The sequence below is a fragment of the Mycobacterium scrofulaceum genome (assembly GCF_002086735.1).
Classification (GTDB): Bacteria; Actinomycetota; Actinomycetes; order Mycobacteriales; family Mycobacteriaceae; genus Mycobacterium; species Mycobacterium scrofulaceum.
Map to the genome: position 1 here is coordinate 63,212 of NZ_MVIJ01000015.1, position 17,509 is coordinate 80,720.

The following is a 17,509-nucleotide window of genomic DNA, read 5'->3' on the forward strand; positions in this document are numbered from 1 at the left end:
CCTTCGTCCGGGCGTCACCATGTCACCGGCAGCTCGTAGAGGCCGTAGGCCAGCGCGTCGTGTTTGAACGGCAACTCGTCCAGCGGCACGGCGAGCCGCAGGGTCGGGACGCGGCGCAGCAAGGTGGGCAAGACGATCTGAAGTTCCATCCGGGCGAGCTGCTGCCCGACGCATTGGTGCCGGCCATAGCCGAAACCGACGTGCGGGCCGTCCTCCCGGCGCAGGTCGAGTCGGTCCGGCTCGGGAAATTGCCGGGTGTCCCAGTTCGCCGGCGCGACGTCGAGGATGATGCCCTCGCCGGCGCGAATCGTCTCGCCGCCCACCTCGATGTCCTCCACGGCGATCCGGCGCTGCCCGGTCTGAATGATGCTGAGGTAGCGCATCAATTCCTCGACCGCGACGGCGATCGACTGGGGATCGTCGGTGTCGCGCATCAACGCCAGCTGATCGGGATGGTCGAGCAGGGCCGCGACGCTCAGGCTGATCATGTTGGCGGTCGTCTCGTGCCCGGCGATCAGCACGCCGGTGGCCAGCTGCGCGGCCTCCCGGACGCTGAGCTCCTCGGCGTTGACCCGCTCGGCCAGGTCGGACACCAAATCCTCCGAGGGATTTTGCATCTTGGCCCGCACCAAGTTCGCCAGGTACTTCGCCAGCGATGCGGCGCCCCGCGCCGTGTCCTCCTCGGTGGCGTAGCGGTCCATGCCCCGCTGGGCCTGCGTCTGGAAGAAGTCGGCGTCCTCGTAGGGCACGCCCAGCAGTTGGCTGATGACCAGGGAGGGGACGGGCAGGGCAAGGGCGTTGACGACGTCGCCCGGATTGGGGCCGGCCAGCAGGGCATCGATGTGGTCGTCGGTGATCTTCTGCACCGCCGGCCGCAGCGCCTCAACCCGCTTGAAGGTGAACGGTTTCGACAGCATCCGGCGGAACCGGGTGTGTTCCTCGGCGTCGGAGGTGAACACCGAACGAGGTCGCTTGTGCACCGTCGCCTGCATTCCCTCGTTCCAGTGCGGATAGCCCGGGAGCCGGTCGTCGACGCTGGTGCGCGAGTCGGTGAACAACGCCCGGATCGCCTCGTAGCCGTGGATCAGCCAGGGTGTGCTGTCGTCCCAGATCCGGACGCGGCTCAGCTGCTTGCCGGCGTTGCGCTCCAACACCTTTGGCGGCGGCGCGAACGGGCAGCCGGGTGCCCGCGACATCGGGAAGTCGGGAACGAATTCGGGACCATCGGTGGCGGTCGAGACTTCGGTCATCGTTCTCCTCGGTGAGGCTGTCCCGGTTGTCCGTCGATCACTAGCCGCCCCGCCGCGCCCACGTGGACCGGTGCGCGCCAGAGCCCGACGATCGCGTCGACCAGGCCCTCGCCGGCGACCGGCCACGCCGAACGCGAACGCGGGCCGTGCTCGGCCAGCGCGCCTTCGTGTTCGGCGCAGGTGTGCATGAGCAGGTTGCGCACCATGACCATGCGTTCCGACCGCACCCGCCTGGGCAGGTCGGGAAGGCAGCGGTTGATGCCGTCGATGGTCCGCACGAGCAGCGGCGACGTGAGCGCGTCTTTGGTGACGACGTGGCGATACGTCGGGTCGGCCATAGCCTGGGCGGCGAACCGGGCGTACCAGCTGGGGGTGCCCAGCGCCTGCAGGTGATCGGTGAGGGGCCGCACCAGCGCGCCCACCCAGTCACGCAGGTCGATCGAGTCGTCGATGGCGGCGAGCATCTGCGCCCGCAGCTGCTCGATCGGCTCCCGATGCTTGCTTTCGATCGCTCGCAGCAGGTCGGTCCTCGTCCCGAAGTGGTAGCAGGCCGCCGCGTTGTTGCCCTGCCCGGCCGCCTCACTGATCTGCCGGTTCGATACCGCGTACATGCCGCGTTCGGCGAATAGGACTTCCGCGGCCGACAGGATCGCCTCCCGGGTGCCTGTCGACCTGTCGGAGCGGGCGATCCGCTCGGCGGTCATCGCCTCAGTGAACACCGCCCACCTGATTAAATCAAGCAATTTATTTATGGGCGTGGCGGGCGCCCAGGCTTGGGTGTGTCCGGCGGCTCGATCGGAATCCCGGTTGGTCAAGGTGATTTCATCGCTGCGACGCCCGGGCCGGGTCGGCCCCGGAATACAGTCTCCGTATGAATCCGCTCCAGCGGCTGGCGCGCAACCCGGCGGCCTACCGCCGGCTTCTCCTCGATGGCCGGCCGGTCGCGGAAAGCCTCGAGGCGCTGCTGCGGTTCGCGACGGGCGGGCGGCGCGGCGTTTTGGACCTCGCCGGCCTGCCCAACGTGCGGATCACCACGTCGGGCCGCAAGACCGGCCTCGCCCGTACGGCGACGGTGCAATACGTGCCCGTCGAGAACGGCCTGCTGCTGGTCGGCTCCAACTGGGGACGTGAGCGCCATCCATCGTGGTCGGCGAATCTCAAAGCCACCCAACGCGTTACCGTGCGCAGGCGCGGCGAACGTTTCGTCGCAACGGTGCGGCTGCTCAGCGGCGAGGAGCGCGACGAGGCGTGGTCGACGGCGCTGGCGCACTGGCCGAATTATCGAGTCGCCCAAGAGCGCGCGGGGCGGCGGCAGTTCCGGCTGTTTCTCCTCACGCCCACCGCGTAGGCGCCGCGACGCCCGCTAACCCGAGTGGCGGGATTGCTCCAGATGGGCGATTTCGCCACCCCAAACCGATTGGGCCCCAGCATCACCCACGCGGTAGATCTGAACCGTTGACGAGATGGCGGCCGCGAGCACCAGAATCGCGCTGATCGCCCGGACGACCAGGCGGCTTTTGTCCGAACGGCGTTCGATCACGCGCATCACCACCAGCACCAGCGCCGCCGCCAGCAGTGCGGCGGCGAAGTAGGTCATCGTGACCCCCAGGGCGGCGTGCTTCTGCAGGATGGCGCTGGGTTTGGCCCTCAGGTCGTAGAGCCATTCCCCGGCGTTCACCGTGATCGGCGTCAACACCATGGTGGCGGCGGCCGATATCAGTGCGAGCCACAACAGTGGGCCCCGGCGCGCCGTCGGCCAGAAGACGCACACGACCTCCAGGACGGCGGTCAGCGGTACGAGTACCACCACGAAGTGCAGCAGCAGGGCGTGGGCGGGCAGGCCGTTGATGATGGTCATCGTGCTCCTGGTTGGGCGGTCGGCGTGGCGGGCGGTCGGTCCACGCTCAGCCGCCGAGCCCCTTCTTGATGGCCTCGTCCTGTTTCTGGCCCACGTCGTTGACGAAGTCGGCCGGGGCCAGCGTGTCGGGCGGCCCGTCGAACTGGATCGTGACGAAGGCCCTGCCCTCGGTGAACAGCAGGACGGTAACGCCCTTGCTCTTGTCCGGGGAGTTGCCCATCAACGTCGTTCCGCCCGTCCCGACGTTGGCGGCCTGCGTCGTGGGGCTCTTGATCACGTCACCCTGAGCGCCCTTGGCCTTGTTCAGCGCGTCGGTGGCGGCGCCGGGGTCGGCGAACACCTGGATGGTGTCCTTGATGACGTGGCTGCCGTCCTCGTCCTTGAACGTCGTCGCGACGCCGGGCTGGCCGTTCGGGTTGCTGGTCGGCGGGGTGGCGGTGAACGGTATGGGTGCGTTGATGTCGCTGGCCTGGATCAGCAGCCCGGTGTACTCGCTCGGCTGCGCGGGCGCGGACGACGTCGGGGCCGGGCTGGGGGCGCCGGTGGCCGAGCTGGACGTCGCCGGCTTCGACGGCGAGGGCGGCGGCTGCTTCTTGCCGCACCCCGCGACCCCCACCGTCAGCGCCGTCAGCACCGCGACGCCCGCGGCCACCGTCCGTGAAGTCCTCATCGCTCGAGCTCCCTTCCAGGCTGCCTCCGGCGCCACCGTCGAGTTCGTTTCCGAATCGCAAGTACTTTCCGAATCGCACAGTACATTGCGCCGGCGTGGCGCCGGCGTGGCGCCGAAGGCCCCGGGGCTCGATGCTCGGGCTAGTCCAGTTGCTCGCGCAGGCAGCGCAGGGTGCCGGCCAGAATGCGGGAGACCTGCATCTGCGACACGCCGACGCGCTCGGCGATCTGGCTCTGCGTCATCGATTCGAAGAATCGCATGCGCAACACCTCGCGTTCGCGCTCGGGGAGGGCGGCAACCAGAACGCGCAGTGCTTCCCGGTTGGTGATGTGCTCGATCTGCGGATCGATGCCGCCGACCGCGTCGGCGACCAGCCGGGGCGTGCCCGAGCTGTCGGTGCCCATCGGCGCGTCCAGGGAATCCAGCCGGTAGGCGTCGCCGGCCACGAGGCACTCCACGATTTCCTCGTGGGAGACCTCCAGCGCCCGGGACAGCTCGCCCGCGGTGGGCGCGCGGCCCAGTTTTTGGGCGAGGTCGCCGGTCGTCCTACTGATCTGCACATGCAATTCACGCAGCCGGCGCGGTACCCGCATGCCCCAGCTGTAGTCGCGGAAGTAGCGCCGGACCTCGCCCATCATGGTGGGGACGGCGAAGCCGATGAAGCTGGGACCCTTGTCGGGATCGAAGCGATTGACGGCGTTCATCAGCCCTACGCGCGCCACCTGGACGAGGTCGTCGAGACCCTCGCCGCGGCGGGCGAAGTGGCTGGCGACATGGTCGGCCAGGGGCAGGCATCGGGCCACGATCCGTTCGCGCTGACGCGCGTACTCGTGCGACTCGGCCGGCATCGTGCGCAGTTGCACGAACATCTCGACTACGTCGTCGTAGGAGTCGTCGGCCTTGGTGTCACGGCAGGGGGCTGGTCGGGTGCGAGTGATGACTTCGGTCATCGGCGCACGCGCCCGGTATCGGCGCTGCTGATCCTGAAAGCTTTGGTGCACAACGGTTTCTGCATTGTTGACTCACTCCTCTGAGTCGTGTGCAGCGAGACATGGCAGCTATGCGCACAGTCGCCTCACTGCACCTCTATCCGTAGGACCTGGTCGTTTATCCGACGCGCGCACGAGCTACCGAAAGGAGATGACTCGGGTGTTGGTCGCCGGAGTCATATCGAGCTCAGTAGCCGTGCGGCTAACTGGCCGCTTTGAGCTAAACGGCGACACGTCCAGAACGGACTTCACAGGTGACTATACGCCTCATCGCCTGCGTCCGCGATGGGCCACCGGTTCCCATCCCGATTCTTCGCCCAACGGTTTCCGCCGTGTGAACAACCGTGTGGAGAACCGTGCGAACAACCGACATCGCAGCAAACCGTTGACGAAGGCCTCAGCCGGGTCCCGCCGAGGCCCTGGGCTGGGCGTAACGGCGGGCTTGCGGACTGACCCGCCGGTCGGTGGCAAAGTGAGCGGCACCCCGCGCGGTGCGAGGCCGCGCAGCGGGCCGACCGCGGCGCGACCACGGCAGGTGGCGGGTCGGCGGGCAGGAAACGGCGCGGATTGCGGTTCTCTTTCGGGTGTCGCCTGGGTACTGTTCGCCTAGTGTTCATCACCGACCTCGCGCGCTCGGTATCCGTTCGATGGCGAGATATGTTCTTGCACAATGCATTCCAAAGTCAATGGCGGTGAGCGGCAGCGGGCGCCCGCTGGCCGGACGCGGCGTGGTGGTGGCCGGCGGCAGCCGTGGGATCGGCCGCGCGGTCGCCGAGCTGCTCTGCGAACTCGGGGCGGGCGTGGTCGTCAACGGACGCGACGCCCACGCCGTCGAGGAGACCGTCGCGGCGATCACGGCGTCGGGCGGGCGGGCCAGCGCGTTGATCGGCCCCGCGAACGACGAGCGCGTCGCCCGGGCATTGGTCGACGACTGCGCGCGCCGGCACGGGCGGCTGGACGCGCTGGTCAACTGCGCCGGCGTCGCCGAGCCGCCCGGTTCCTCGATCTTGAACGTCTCGCCGGACGATTTCGACCGCCTGATCAGCGCCCACCTCGGCTCGGCGTTCCACACATGCCGGGCGGCGGCGCGGCTGATGGCCGGGCAGGGCCACGGCGCCATCGTCAACACGAGCTCGGTGGCATTTCTGGGCGACTACGGCGGCACCGGCTATCCCGCGGGCAAGGGCGCCGTGAACGCGCTGACCATGGCCATCGCCGCCGAGCTGAAGGCCTGCGGCGTGCGCGCCAACGTGGTGTGTCCCGGGGCCCGGACGCGCCTGTCCACCGGCGCCGAGTACGAAGAACACATCGCGGACCTGCATCGCCGCGGCTTGCTGGACGAAGCGACCATGCGGGCCTCGCTGGACAGCGCCTCGCCGGCCTTCGTCGCCCCGCTCTACGCCTACCTCGTGAGCGATCTGGCGCGCGACGTGACCGGTCAGATCTTCGTTGCCGCAGGCGGATTCGTCGGTGGCTTCGACCGGCCGTCGCCGCGGCTGCTGGGCTACCGCGACCACCACGACTCGCAGCCCTGGTCGGTCGACGAGTTGCATCAGATGATCGGCGCCGCGAAGCCGGCGTCCTGACGCGGCGCCGGGCGGCAGCTGACAGCAAAGACGTCGAACGGTGCGGCGGCCGCGCGCGGCCGGGCCGGGCGCCCGGCGCCCCGGGCTACCCCGATTTCGCCACCGGGCCACCGGAAAGTCGCATGTTATGGGTGTGCGAGGCGGCGCGGCGGCCTACGCTGTGCTGCGAACCGCAGGAGGGCGTCTTGACCATGCAACCGAGCCCGCTCGACCCCGTGGCCAGCGAACGGCTGTCGCACGCGAACAAAGTGTTCACCTCCGACCTGTCGATCAACGAATTCGCCTTGCTGCACGGGGCCGGGTTCGAGCCGATCGAGCTCGTGATGGGCGTCTCGGTCTACCACGTCGGCTACCAGTTCACCGGTATCCGGCAACAGTCGGAACTGCCCGTGCTCACCGACGCGACCTACCGGGCGCGCTGGAACGCGATGTCGCGGATGCAGGCGGAGGCCGATTCGCTGGGCGCCGACGGCGTGGTGGGCGTCCGGCTCGAATGGCGTCACCAGGGCGAGGGCGAGCACCTCGAGTTCATCGCGGTCGGCACCGCGGTGCGGTACACGCAGAAGCCCGGCGCCTATCGGCGCGCGAACGGTCAGGCCTTCACCAGCCACCTGTCCGGGCAGGATCTGACCACCCTGCTGCGATCGGGGTTCGCCCCCGTGGCGTTCGTGATGGGTAACTGCGTGTTTCACATTGCGGTGCAAGGGTTTCTGCGCACGCTCAGCCAGGTGGGACGCAACGCCGAGATGCCGCAATGGACGCAGGGGAGCTATCAGGCCCGCGAGCTGGCGATGTCGCGCATGCAGAGTGAGGCCGAGCGTGACGGCGGAACCGGTGTCGTCGGAGTGCATTTCGCGATTTCGAACTATGCGTGGGGGCATCACACCGTCGAGTTCTACGTGGCCGGAACCGCGGTGCGCCGCGGCGGCGAGGCGCAAACGCTGACGCCCTCGTTCGTGTTGCCCATGAGCGATTGACGAGCGATTGATGGCGAGCCTCGACCACGAGCGGGTCGGTCACGCGGTCGGGACGGCGCTGTCCGGTCCCGGGGGAGTCGGGATGGTGCTCAGGGTCTTCTGCGGGGTCCCCGGGGTGGTCTCTCAACCCGCGCGGCGCGGCTTCTGGCGGTCCCAGGCGGAACGGGTGCAGATCGGCGACTGGCGGTACGAAGTGACCGCCGACGGGCGCCTCAGCGCCGCCCACCTGGTGCGCGGCATCGTCCTGGCCGAGGAGGTCCTCGCGGCGGGCGCCGTCGGTCCGCACATCGCCCGGGCGCTCGGTCAGCTGGTGGGCAGCTACGGCGCGACGATCGTCCCGAACATCGATGCGGCCCTCGACGCCCTCGATGCCGGTTCCGGGCCCCGATGATCTCGCGCGTTCACGGGGTGCCGGGCCGGGTCTGATCGAGGCCCACGACCCACCGGCTGAACCGCCAGCTGCCGTCCCGCTTGACGGCGGTGAAGTCGTAGCAGCCGGTCAGGTCGGCGGCGGGCGGACCGCCGTCCCTGATGGCGAAGACCTGGACGTAGCAGTGCCCGGTCGCCTCGTCGGCGCCCTGGCTGGAGAACCAGAACGAGTTCAGGGCGTGGCGGCGTTGGTTGTTCTCGGCCTTGAACGCCGCCTTCCTGGCCGCGAGCAGGCTCATCACCGTGTCGATGTCGGCGGACAGCGGCTGGCCCTCGTGCAGCAGCACGAGTTCCGGCGACTCGCTGAACAACTGGCGGAATTCGTCGAGCCGGTTGTGGTCGTAGGTATAGGCGTAGGCGCCGAACAGGTTGACGATCGCCAACCGGTCGGCGGCGTCGAAGGCCACGCTGCCGGCGCCCTCGATCGGTTGCCCGTGAACGGCCACGAGGGTCAGTGTAAGCGCCGGTCTAGAGGCGACCGGCGGCGAAATCGGCCGCCTGGTCGACCATGCCCGCTTCGACGTACTGCCGGTGCGCAGCGGGGTTCGCGGCGTCCGAACAGATCGGGTCGCCGGGCACGCACAACTCGATGGTCTTGGCCGCGTAGGGTGCGCCGATCGTCACGGGCGGCTCGTTGATGATGCTCATGAATTGGGTCGATGGCTTCCCGAACAGCGCGACCGCGGCCACGTGGTTGGAAACCTCGGCCGGCATCGGTTGCAATGCCTGGACGAGGTGGACGCCGTCGGGCACCGCGCTCTCGGTGACGAATCCCATGACGGCCGCGCCCTGGGAGTAGCCGCCGAGGACCATCCTGGTTCTTGGGCAGGAGGCCGCCATGTGTTCGACGTGCGCGCCCGCGTCGCTGATGCCGTCCACGGCCCTGGGAAAGTCCGTGGTTGCCGGGTAGTCGACCGGATACACGCCCAGCGACCTGCCGGCGACGTGCGCGCGCAGGTTGTCGACGAAACTCTGGCCGATACGGCCGACGCCGGGCGGTTCGTTGGTACCGCGGGCGAACACCACCTCGACATCGGGGCACGGCCCGGCGGCCGCTGGGGGAGCGGCCGGGCACGCCCAAAAGGGCGCCAGCACAGCACAAATCAGACCGCCGGGGGTATGCGCCTTCACATCGTGATTTTGTCACAAGGTGACAAAGAGCGCGCGTTGTGCGGATGCGGCCGCCCGGGTCAGCGCGGTGCGCTCGTGCTGTGGGGACGCCTGTGCGCGAGAGCGCTGGCGGCGCGCAGCAGGCCGCGAAACGCGTAGGCGGCGGTCACCACGGTCAGGACGATCAGCAGGACGAACATCGGTAGCCAGTTGCCCCTGCCGTGGTCGACGTCCCACCAGATGATGGTGAACAACACCACGCAGACCAGGAGCACGACGTCGCGCCAGTTCCCTTGGTAGGACAACGCCGCCTTGCGCAGCGCCCGGCTCCGGTCCGCGGTATCGATCAGGTCGTCGATGCGGGCGTCGATCGTGCGTTGCAGTTCGGCGCGCCGCGTGCCGGCCTCCGGCGGCAGCCGGTCCAGCAAGTCCATGTCCTGCTGGATCAGTCCCCGAACGTCGGGGCCCCGGAACTGCCCGGCGGCCACGGCCAGCATCGCGCCGCCGAAGACGGGGGCACTGTTGAGGGCGATCTGTCCGAGACCCGTCATGACCGCTCCTTGAGGTCGTTGCCAACCGTGGCGTGGATCAGGACGCCTTGAAAGGGCGCCGCCGCGTTCTCGGTGGCTCGGGGGTGTGCAGCGCGTCCATCGCGCGCACCAGCTGTGGATAGGCGATCGCGGGCCCGAGCCAGCGGGTCAGATAGCGCCGCAGGTCCGCGCCGCCGCGCGGCGGGCGCCCCGGGTCGGCGAGAAACGAATGCAGCACGCGCAGGCTGAACTCGTTCAGTTCGTCCAGACCGGCTTCATCGAAACCGTGGCTCGCCCAATCGATGTCGTAGCGGTGCAGCATCGACCGGCCGAACGCCAGGGCGGTATCGGAGATGATCGAGACCTTCTGGCCGCCGCGGTGGCGTTGGCTGAGGACGAATTCGAGCTGGTTGTCGCACGCCAATTGTTCGATGGCGAAGGCCATTCCCTCGGTCATCGCCACGACCGGGTCGGTCACGCCGTCGAGGTGGGCGGCCATGCGGTCCAGGAAGCCGTCGGCCGACCGCATCGCCGACGCCACCAGCAGCGCCTGCGTTCCGGGGAAGTATCGGTACACGGTCTGCCGGGTGACCCCGAGCGCCCGCGCCACGTCGGCGATCCGCAGCGCAGGGCCGCGTTCGTCGATGATCCTGTCGGCGGCATCCAGGATGCGCTCGATCGCCTCCTCGTCGGAGGCGGGCGTGTTCCCTGCCCATCCGTGACTGCGCATCTAACGACCGGCAAACCCGTAGTCGGTGATCCCCACAGCTGGATCATAGCGGCTGGATGTGCGAGATCATCGCTGGTTGACGCGCCGCGACCGCCTCGGTAGCGCGGGAAGACACTTCGCGAACTATGTATGATCACTGCGGGTCGTGAGGGCCCCGGCGCGGCAGAAAGGCCGAACATTGCAGTACGACACGGTGATCATGAACGGCCGGTGGTTCGACGGGACGGGTGCGCCGTCGGCGCGCCGGAACATCGGGGTGCGCGACGGCCGGGTCGCCACCGTCACCCCGGAACCGATCGAGGGCACCGAGGTCATCGATGCGGCGGGTCAGTGGGTGATCCCGGGCATCATCGACATCCACACCCACTACGACGTCGAAATCCTCTGCGAGCCCGAGCTTTCCGAGTCGTTGCGGCACGGCGTGACCACCGTGATGCTCGGATCGTGTTCGTTGTCCACGGTCTATCTGGACAACGTCGATGCCGGCGACATCTTCGGAAGGGTCGAGGCGATTCCCCGGCGCCACGTTATCGAGCACCTGGATGCCGCCCGCTCGTGGGCCAATCCCGCGGAGTATGTCGCCGCGCTCGAGGGGCGGAACTTGGGCCCCAACGTGGCGGCTTTCATGGGCCACTCCGACATGCGCGCCGCCACGATGGGCCTGGACCGCGCGACCCGCGGGGACGTCCGGCCCTCCGCTGCCGAGCTGGCGCGGATGGAGTCCATGCTCAACGACGCGCTCGACGAGGGATTCCTCGGGATGTCATCGCAACAACTACTGTTCGACAAGCTCGACGGCGAGATCTGCCGGTCGCGCACCCTGCCGTCCACGTACGCCCGGCCGCGCGAGCTGCGCCGGCTGAACGCAATCCTGCGGCGGCGCAACAAGATCCTGCAGTCGGGACCGGACATCAAGAATCCGCTGTCGGTGGTGTCGCAGCTGGCGACGTCGCTGGGATTCGGCCGCCCCCGGTTGAAGACCAGCCTGCTCTCGGCGGCCGACATCAAGGCCATCCCGCCGGTGATTCACCTGATGGACCGGCTCGCCCGGGTGGTCAACACCCTCGGCGGCGACTTCCGCTGGCAGCACCTGCCGGTGCCGTTCGAGGTCTACGCCGACGGGATCTCGCTGGTGGTGTTCGAGGAGTTCGGCGCCGGCGCCGCGGCCTTGCACCTGCAGGGCGAGATCGAGCGCAATCGGCTGATGCGCGACGAGGACTATCGCCGCTGGTTCCGCGAGGACTACGACAAGAGGTTCGGGCCCCGGGTGTGGCACCGGGACTTCTTCGACGCCGAGATCGTGGCCTGCCCGGACGCGTCGGTCGTCGGCAAGTCCTTCGGGCAAGTGGGGCTGGACCGCGGCGGGCTGCACCCGGTCGACGCGTTCCTCGACCTGGTGGTGGAGCACGGGGAGAGGCTGCGCTGGCGCACCACGATCTCCAATCACCGTCCCGAGGTGCTCAGGAAGTTGGCCCGGAGCGACACCGTCCAGATGGGCTTCTCCGACGCCGGTGCCCACCTGCGCAACATGGCCTTCTACAACTCGGGACTTCGCCTGCTGCGGCACGTCCACGAGGCCGAGAAGCGCGGCGCGCCGTTCATTTCGGTCGAGCGGGCCGTGCACCGGCTCACCGGCGAACTCGGGTCGTGGTACGGGATCGACGCCGGCACCCTGCGCGAAGGGGACCGCGCCGACATCGTCGTGATCGACCCGGCGAAGCTCGACGGTTCGCTGGATCGCTACGCCGAGCATCCGGTGCAGTCCTACGGCGGGTTGTCGCGGATGGTCAACCGCAACGACGACACGGTGAGCGCCGTGCTCGTGGGCGGGCGGTTCGCGTTCGGCAAGGGCGAGGCCGCGCCGGCGCTCGGCAACGAGAAGTTCGGCCGGTTCCTGCGGGCCGGCCAGCCATCGAGGAGCCTGACACCGGTCGCTTGAGCCTTGCCGCGCAGCGGTTTACGCCACAGAGGCGCCCAGGATCAGGTTCACGGCCTCCTCGAGCTGCCCGGCGATCTCGTCGAAGCTGACGAACCGGGCGGTCATCAGGGCGCCGGAAAACGTCATCTGCAGCGTGGATTTCACGGCCCGGGGCCAGCCCGGGCCCAGCGCGGCGCCGATGCGGGTGGCGACCTCGTGCCCGATCTGTTCCCTGATCGGCTGGACCGCCGGGTCGTCGGCCATCAGGGCCGCACCGCAGGCGGCGGTCAGCTCGGGCTCGTCGGCCACCACGACGGCCATGTCGCGCAGGGTGGCGCTGACCCGCGTCTTGGTCGTCTCGTTGACATCGGTGTGCAGCGGCAGTTCGCGCAGGAAGCGCAGGTACACCGCCGCCACGAGGGCGCTTTTGGACGGAAAGTAGGTGTAGGCGCTGGCGGGCGACACCCCGGCGCGGGCCGCGACCGAGCGCATCGTCAGATTGGCGAACGACGACTCGCGCAACTCCTCGAGCCCGGCGTCGAGGACCTTGCGGATCGTCTGCCCCGGCCGGCGATCCGACCGGCGGGCCGCATCTTTAGACACCCGTCCAGTGTAGGAAGGCCGCCGGTGCGTCAACAACGCCCGCCCGGCTCGTGTCGCGTGCCCGATCGGCCGTCGGTGCTGCCGTTTTCCCTTTAGTGCCATGGAGGCCGGTCGTCCGCCGCCGGCAATTTACGGACAGCTGTCCAGAACGAGTGCCCGCGGTTGCCGGGCGGGGTGGCGGTTGGCCCTAGAGTGGCGGCTATGGCCGAGGCGGACCGGCTCCGCTGGGACGAACGGTACGCGACGGCGGCACCGCCGGCGGTGGACGCGGCGCGGCCGCCCGGCTTTCTGGCTTCCCACGAGGATGAAGTGCCCGCCGTGGGGACGGCTCTCGATCTCGCGTGCGGACCGGGGCTCGGTGCGGTGTGGCTCGCGCTGCGCGGGCTGCACGTGGTGGGGGTGGATGTCTCGCCGGTGGCGGTCAGCCAGGCGCGCGACCTCGCTCACCGCGCCGGTGTGAGCGATCGGTGCCGCTTCGAGGTCGTGGACCTCGACGACGGGCTGCCGTCCGGGGCGCCCGTGGACGTGATCCTCTGCCATCGGTTCCGCGACCGCCGCCTCGACGGTGCGATCGTCGAACGCCTCGCACCCGGCGGGCTGCTGGCGATCGCCGTGCTGAGTGAAGTGGGGTCCGCCCCGGGCCCGTTTCGCGCGGTGGCCGGTGAGCTGCCCGCGGCATTCGCCGACCTCGACCCACTGGCCGCCGGTGAGGCCGACGGCCACGCGTGGCTGTTGGCGCGCGCCGCGCGCGAAGGACGCTGAGGGGCAAGCGTTTTCCCCCCGATGGGGCTCCCCACCGAAAGCGCGATCGGACAGCGTCATTCGGGCCTCCGGCATGGCGGTGTCGGGTAATGTCACGCGCATGGAGCGGCGCGTCCTCGAAGCGGTCATCTACGAACGCGAGCCGCCGATCGCGCGGATCATCCTGAACCGGGTCGACAAGGCCAACACCAAGGACGCCGTCCTGGTCACCGAGGTCGACGACTGCCTGCACGAAGCCGACCGCGACAAGGAGATCAAGGTCGTCATCCTCAAGGCGAACGGGAAGGGATTCTGCGGCGGACACGTTGCCCGCTGGGGGCCCGACGAGAATCCCTATCCGGACTTCGGCGAGACGTTCGAGGACCTCTACAAGGGCACCGCCGACCTGTTCCTGTGGCCGACGCTGTATCTGTGGGAATTCCCGAAGCCGACCATTTCCGCGATCCACGGGTACTGCATGGGGGGCGGGATCTATCTCGGGTTGCTGACCGACTTCTGCGTCGCGTCCGAGGACGCGTATTTCCAGATGCCCCTTGCCCAAAGCCTCGGCGAGCCCGGCGGCCACACCATGATCGAACCGTGGTTGTTGATGAACTGGCATCGCACGATGGATTGGCTGCTGCTTGCCCCCACCCTCACCGCGCAGGAAGCGCTCGACTGGGGCTTGCTCAACAAGGTGGTGCCGCGCGAGGACCTCGAGGCCGTCGTCGAGGACATGGCGCGCCGGATCGCACAGATCCCGTTGACCACCCTGATGGCGGTGAAGAACAACGTGAAGCGCGCGTGGGAGCTGATGGGCATGCGGGTGCACCTGCAGGTCAGCCACATCCTGACCAACATGGTCGGCGCCGCCACCGACGTGCAGGCGCGCCGGGCCGAGCTGAAGCAATCGGGCATGAAGCCGCGCGATTTCGTCGGCCGCGACGAGAGTTCGTAGCGCGAGCAGACGCGAATTCGCATATTTCGGCGGCCGATCGGGCGATTTTGTGTCTGCTCGCGGGTTAGCGGGTGCGCTCGCCGGCCAGCCGCCGTCCGGCGGCGTGGCGGGCGGCGACGTAACCGAACACCATTGTGTAGGCGATGCTTCCGCCGGCGCCCAGGTAGTTCCGGCCCATCACCGTCGCCGTGGTGTTGCCGGTCGCGTACAGCCCCTCGATCACGCAGTCGTCCTCGTCGAGGACCTGCGCGTGCTCGTTGGTGACCACGCCGCCGCACGTCCCGACGTCGGCCGGAACGACTTTGGTGGCGTAGTACGGCGGCCGCTCGAGCGGACCGAGCGCCGCGTTGGGGCGATAGCCGGGATCGCCCAGGCAGTCGTTGTACGCCGACTGCCCGCGCCCGAAGTCCGGGTCGAGACCCTTGGCCGCAAAACCGTTGAAACGCTTGACGGTCCGTGCCAGCGCGTCGGCCGGGACGTCCATCCGGCGCGCGAGGTCGCCGACGGTCTCGCCCCGCAGGACCGCGCCCCGCGTGATGAGTGCTTCGGGGAGGCGGCGCCTCTTGAACGGGTTGGCGCCCGAGACGTACCGGCTGATGTAGCCCTCGTCGAACACCATCCAGCACGGCACCGCCTTGTTCGCGTACATCGCCTTGCCGACCTCGACGTACGAGTTGGACTCGTTGCAGAACCGCCGGCCGGTCCCGTCGACGTAGATCGCGCCCGGCCGCTGCCGGCCGCTGCCCAGCGCCCTCGCCGCGTCACCCCCGTCGGCGATGAAAACCGATGGCAGCCACCATGCCTCGTCCATCAGGTCGGTCTGCGCGCCCAGCCGGATCGCGCTCTGCAACACCTCGCCGGTGTCGCCGGCGTTCGCGATCGACCAGCGCCCCTCGTTGGGCTGCTCCCCGCTGTAGCGGCGGCGCATGTCCGCGTTGCGGCTGAAGCCGCCCGCCGCGAGCAGGACGCCCTTGCGCGCCTGCACGTTCACCGTGGTGCCGTCGCGTGAGATGCGCGCGCCGACGACCCGGCCGTCCTCGGCGATCAGGTCCTCCACCGCGGCGCCGGTCCAGATGGGGGGCTCGCCGCGCAGCTCGATCAGCGACTTGAGCAGCTGGCCGATGAGCGACGCGCCGTTGGTGAGGACCTCCCGGCGGCGAAGCCGGGCCGCCCTGGTGCGCGCGAACACCCGCACGGCCACGGCGAAGGCCCGGGGTGACCGATTGAAGTACTGCACCGAGCGCAGCTCGTTCGTCTTGAGCACGAATCCGCCGTAGCTCTTGGCCATCGACGGCTGCACCCGGTCACGCCAGCTCCCCAGCGCCGCCGCGTCGTAGGGTGTGCACTCGATTGCGCGGCCGGATTCGTTGCCGCCCTTGTGGTTCGGGTAGTAGTCGCTCCAGCCCGGGCAGCGTACGAACCGAACGCCCTTGCGGATCAGGAAGATGATCATCTCGTAGCCCGCGGTGAGGAACATCTCGCGGCGCGCCGGCGAAGACGCCGGGCCGATGTCGCCGACGACGTCGTCGAAGTACGCCAGGCCGTCCTCGTGCGAGTCCGGGATGCCGTCGGCGCGCATCAGCGGGTTGTTCGGCAGCCACACCATGCCCCCGGACAGACCGGTGGAACCGCCCACCAGGGACTGCTTCTCGATCAGCAGGGGCTCGATGCCCGAGTCGAGCGCCGCCAGCGCCGCGACCATGCCGCCCCCGCCGCTGCCCGCGATGAGCAGATCGACGGAGCGGTCCCACCGGGTGGTCATCGGGTCTCGCCGCCGAATCGCTGCCCGAAGCCCAGGTCGGCGACGGGAACGTCGATGGTGGTGTTGGTCTTCTGGACCGCGGGCACCAGGGCGTCGTACGGCAGGCCGGCGAGGAAGCCGTCTATCACGCGTTCGAAGTTGGAGATCAGGCCCTCGATCCGGCTGGACAGCCGCATGTAGTCAAACCCTCTGGAATGCAGGCCTTTCTGTTGCCTCGGCAGGTTGGAGAAGTCCTGAGCCGGTATGGGTGGCCAGCGCGGGTCGTCGGGCGCCATCGGGACCGGCGGCGTCGGCTTGGCCGTGCTCTGCTCCGGCGGGATGCGGGTGAGCGACCAGATCTCGAACAGCGTCTCCTCCGGACCCAGCGGCCGGATCCGGTACGACGAGGCGCTGCTGTACTGCGGCAGCAGAAAGTAATGGGGAAAGGCGAAATTGATGGCCTCAGTGATGCCCCGCCGCTGCAACTCGTTGAGGTCGGGGACGTCGCAGCCGCGGGCCCGATGCCAGTGCACGATGGCGTCGTTGAGGGTGCTGCGCCACACGGCCATCGCCTCGGCCGGGTCGGCCGGCAGGTCCATGTCCTGGAGACCCTCGGCAATGCGGACGTCATTCTCGTGTGTCATGCCGGCCATACCCTCGCCCAGGGTGCGCATGAAATACAGGTTGGTCTGCGCCGGCCCCGGTGGTTTGGCGGGCTGCTTCGGCATGCTCGACGGCAATAGTTGCGGGTGGGTCTGCGGGACGTGATAGCCCTCCATGAACGCGGCGGTCGCCAGTTTCCAGTTCACCGGCAACCGGCACGACTGCCACCACTCGACACGCAGCGACTCCACCTTCCATGCGTCGTAGATCGATGCGAACGGCTCCAAGCAGTCACGGAACGGCGGTGCGTCGTCGTCGAGGTTGATCCACGCGCACCCGCCCCAGACCTCGCACCGGACCGAGACCAGGCGGAGGTCCTCCGGGTCGAGGTTGTGATCGTCGAACTCTTCGGGCCTCAGCACAAAGGTGTTGCGCCCGTCGATGCCCCAGCACCAGCCGTGGAACGGGCACACGAACGTGCGCCGGTTGCCGTTGCCCTCCACCAGCTTTACCCCGCGGTGGCGACACGCGTTGTGGTAAGCGCGGACGTTTTCCGCGTCGAGGCGGACCACGATGACCGACTCGTCGAGGATCTCGTACTCGACGTAGTCACCGGGCCTGGGAATCTCTTCCAGACGGCAGGCCATCTGCCACACGCGCGGCCAGAGCATCTCGGTTTCGAGCGCGTAGAACTCCGGGTCGTAGTAGCGCTGCTTGGGAATGCGATCGACGGCCTGGACCGCCCACGGCACCGGAAGCGGGGTCCAGTCAACTCGGCTGTCGTGGGTGCTCTGGGTGGTGACCATGTTCATCCCC

Annotated in this window: 19 protein-coding genes; 7 read left to right on the plus strand and 12 right to left on the minus strand. The window is 68.9% G+C overall.

Annotated features, from left to right (window positions below):
• Positions 1-14: 14 nt before the first annotated feature.
• A complete protein-coding gene (locus BST44_RS12230; protein ID WP_083177377.1) occupies positions 15-1,250 on the minus strand; it encodes a cytochrome P450 in 1,236 nt (411 codons plus the stop codon).
• Complete coding sequence (locus tag BST44_RS12235; protein ID WP_083177378.1) at positions 1,247-1,969, minus strand: TetR/AcrR family transcriptional regulator; 723 nt, start codon at positions 1,967-1,969, stop codon at positions 1,247-1,249. Before BST44_RS12235 ends, BST44_RS12230 begins: the two co-directional genes overlap by 4 nt.
• 152 nt (positions 1,970-2,121) lie before the next feature.
• Between BST44_RS12235 and BST44_RS12240 the strand changes: the two genes are divergently transcribed.
• The gene (locus tag BST44_RS12240) at positions 2,122-2,598 is read left to right on the plus strand and encodes a nitroreductase family deazaflavin-dependent oxidoreductase (protein WP_083177379.1); all 477 of its coding nucleotides are present in this window, start codon (positions 2,122-2,124) and stop codon (positions 2,596-2,598) included.
• Between the two features lie 15 nt (positions 2,599-2,613).
• Here the strand turns inward: BST44_RS12240 and BST44_RS12245 are convergent, their stop codons facing one another.
• The 3 genes from BST44_RS12245 to BST44_RS12255 all read right to left on the minus strand — a co-directional run bounded on the left by BST44_RS12245 (position 2,614) and on the right by BST44_RS12255 (position 4,728).
• The gene (locus BST44_RS12245) at positions 2,614-3,108 is read right to left on the minus strand and encodes a DUF2231 domain-containing protein (RefSeq protein WP_083177380.1); all 495 of its coding nucleotides are present in this window, start codon (positions 3,106-3,108) and stop codon (positions 2,614-2,616) included.
• A gap of 46 nt (positions 3,109-3,154) precedes the next feature.
• Positions 3,155-3,778, minus strand: coding sequence for a hypothetical protein (locus tag BST44_RS12250; RefSeq protein WP_083177381.1), 624 nt, complete (start codon positions 3,776-3,778; stop codon positions 3,155-3,157).
• A gap of 140 nt (positions 3,779-3,918) precedes the next feature.
• The gene (locus tag BST44_RS12255; RefSeq protein ID WP_083177382.1) at positions 3,919-4,728 is read right to left on the minus strand and encodes a SigB/SigF/SigG family RNA polymerase sigma factor; all 810 of its coding nucleotides are present in this window, start codon (positions 4,726-4,728) and stop codon (positions 3,919-3,921) included.
• A gap of 725 nt (positions 4,729-5,453) precedes the next feature.
• On the opposite strand from BST44_RS12255, the gene BST44_RS12260 reads away from it, so the two are divergent.
• The 3 genes from BST44_RS12260 to BST44_RS12270 all read left to right on the plus strand — a co-directional run bounded on the left by BST44_RS12260 (position 5,454) and on the right by BST44_RS12270 (position 7,721).
• Complete coding sequence (locus BST44_RS12260) at positions 5,454-6,353, plus strand: SDR family NAD(P)-dependent oxidoreductase (RefSeq protein WP_083177383.1); 900 nt, start codon at positions 5,454-5,456, stop codon at positions 6,351-6,353.
• 191 nt (positions 6,354-6,544) lie between these two features.
• A complete protein-coding gene (locus BST44_RS12265; RefSeq protein ID WP_083177435.1) occupies positions 6,545-7,330 on the plus strand; it encodes a heavy metal-binding domain-containing protein in 786 nt (261 codons plus the stop codon).
• A gap of 10 nt (positions 7,331-7,340) precedes the next feature.
• Positions 7,341-7,721 (plus strand): DUF5073 family protein, encoded by a 381-nt coding sequence (locus BST44_RS12270; protein ID WP_083177384.1) that lies wholly within the window; start codon positions 7,341-7,343, stop codon positions 7,719-7,721.
• A gap of 10 nt (positions 7,722-7,731) precedes the next feature.
• Here the strand turns inward: BST44_RS12270 and BST44_RS12275 are convergent, their stop codons facing one another.
• The 4 genes from BST44_RS12275 to BST44_RS12290 form a co-directional block, all read right to left on the minus strand.
• Positions 7,732-8,205, minus strand: a complete 474-nt coding sequence (locus BST44_RS12275) for a nuclear transport factor 2 family protein (protein ID WP_158086653.1) — start codon at positions 8,203-8,205, stop codon at positions 7,732-7,734.
• A 22-nt stretch (positions 8,206-8,227) separates the two neighbouring features.
• Entirely contained in the window at positions 8,228-8,854 is a 627-nt protein-coding gene (locus tag BST44_RS12280) for a cutinase family protein (protein WP_083177386.1), read from the minus strand.
• A 95-nt stretch (positions 8,855-8,949) separates the two neighbouring features.
• A complete protein-coding gene (locus BST44_RS12285) occupies positions 8,950-9,420 on the minus strand; it encodes a hypothetical protein (protein WP_083177387.1) in 471 nt (156 codons plus the stop codon).
• Between the two features lie 37 nt (positions 9,421-9,457).
• Positions 9,458-10,129 carry a TetR/AcrR family transcriptional regulator gene (locus BST44_RS12290; protein WP_083177388.1) on the minus strand — a complete coding sequence of 224 codons (672 nt, stop codon included), beginning with the start codon at positions 10,127-10,129 and terminating at the stop codon, positions 9,458-9,460.
• A 178-nt stretch (positions 10,130-10,307) separates the two neighbouring features.
• Between BST44_RS12290 and BST44_RS12295 the strand changes: the two genes are divergently transcribed.
• The gene (locus tag BST44_RS12295; RefSeq protein ID WP_083177389.1) at positions 10,308-12,068 is read left to right on the plus strand and encodes an N-acyl-D-amino-acid deacylase family protein; all 1,761 of its coding nucleotides are present in this window, start codon (positions 10,308-10,310) and stop codon (positions 12,066-12,068) included.
• Positions 12,069-12,086: 18 nt separating this feature from the next.
• Here BST44_RS12295 and BST44_RS12300 read toward each other — a convergent pair whose 3' ends face one another.
• Positions 12,087-12,683 (minus strand): TetR/AcrR family transcriptional regulator, encoded by a 597-nt coding sequence (locus BST44_RS12300; protein WP_439330716.1) that lies wholly within the window; start codon positions 12,681-12,683, stop codon positions 12,087-12,089.
• A 168-nt stretch (positions 12,684-12,851) separates the two neighbouring features.
• On the opposite strand from BST44_RS12300, the gene BST44_RS12305 reads away from it, so the two are divergent.
• Both BST44_RS12305 and BST44_RS12310 read left to right on the plus strand, forming a co-directional pair.
• On the plus strand, positions 12,852-13,412 hold the full coding sequence (locus BST44_RS12305) for a class I SAM-dependent methyltransferase (RefSeq protein WP_083177391.1): 561 nt from the start codon (positions 12,852-12,854) through the stop codon (positions 13,410-13,412).
• A gap of 100 nt (positions 13,413-13,512) precedes the next feature.
• Positions 13,513-14,349, plus strand: a complete 837-nt coding sequence (locus BST44_RS12310; RefSeq protein WP_083177436.1) for an enoyl-CoA hydratase-related protein — start codon at positions 13,513-13,515, stop codon at positions 14,347-14,349.
• 64 nt (positions 14,350-14,413) lie between these two features.
• Here BST44_RS12310 and BST44_RS12315 read toward each other — a convergent pair whose 3' ends face one another.
• Together BST44_RS12315 and BST44_RS12320 are read right to left on the minus strand one after the other, a co-directional pair.
• On the minus strand, positions 14,414-16,111 hold the full coding sequence (locus BST44_RS12315) for an FAD-binding protein (protein ID WP_083177392.1): 1,698 nt from the start codon (positions 16,109-16,111) through the stop codon (positions 14,414-14,416).
• Complete coding sequence (locus tag BST44_RS12320; RefSeq protein ID WP_208619784.1) at positions 16,108-17,505, minus strand: aromatic ring-hydroxylating oxygenase subunit alpha; 1,398 nt, start codon at positions 17,503-17,505, stop codon at positions 16,108-16,110. The genes BST44_RS12315 and BST44_RS12320 overlap by 4 nt, the downstream gene beginning before the upstream one ends.
• Between the last annotated feature and the right edge of the window lie 4 nt (positions 17,506-17,509).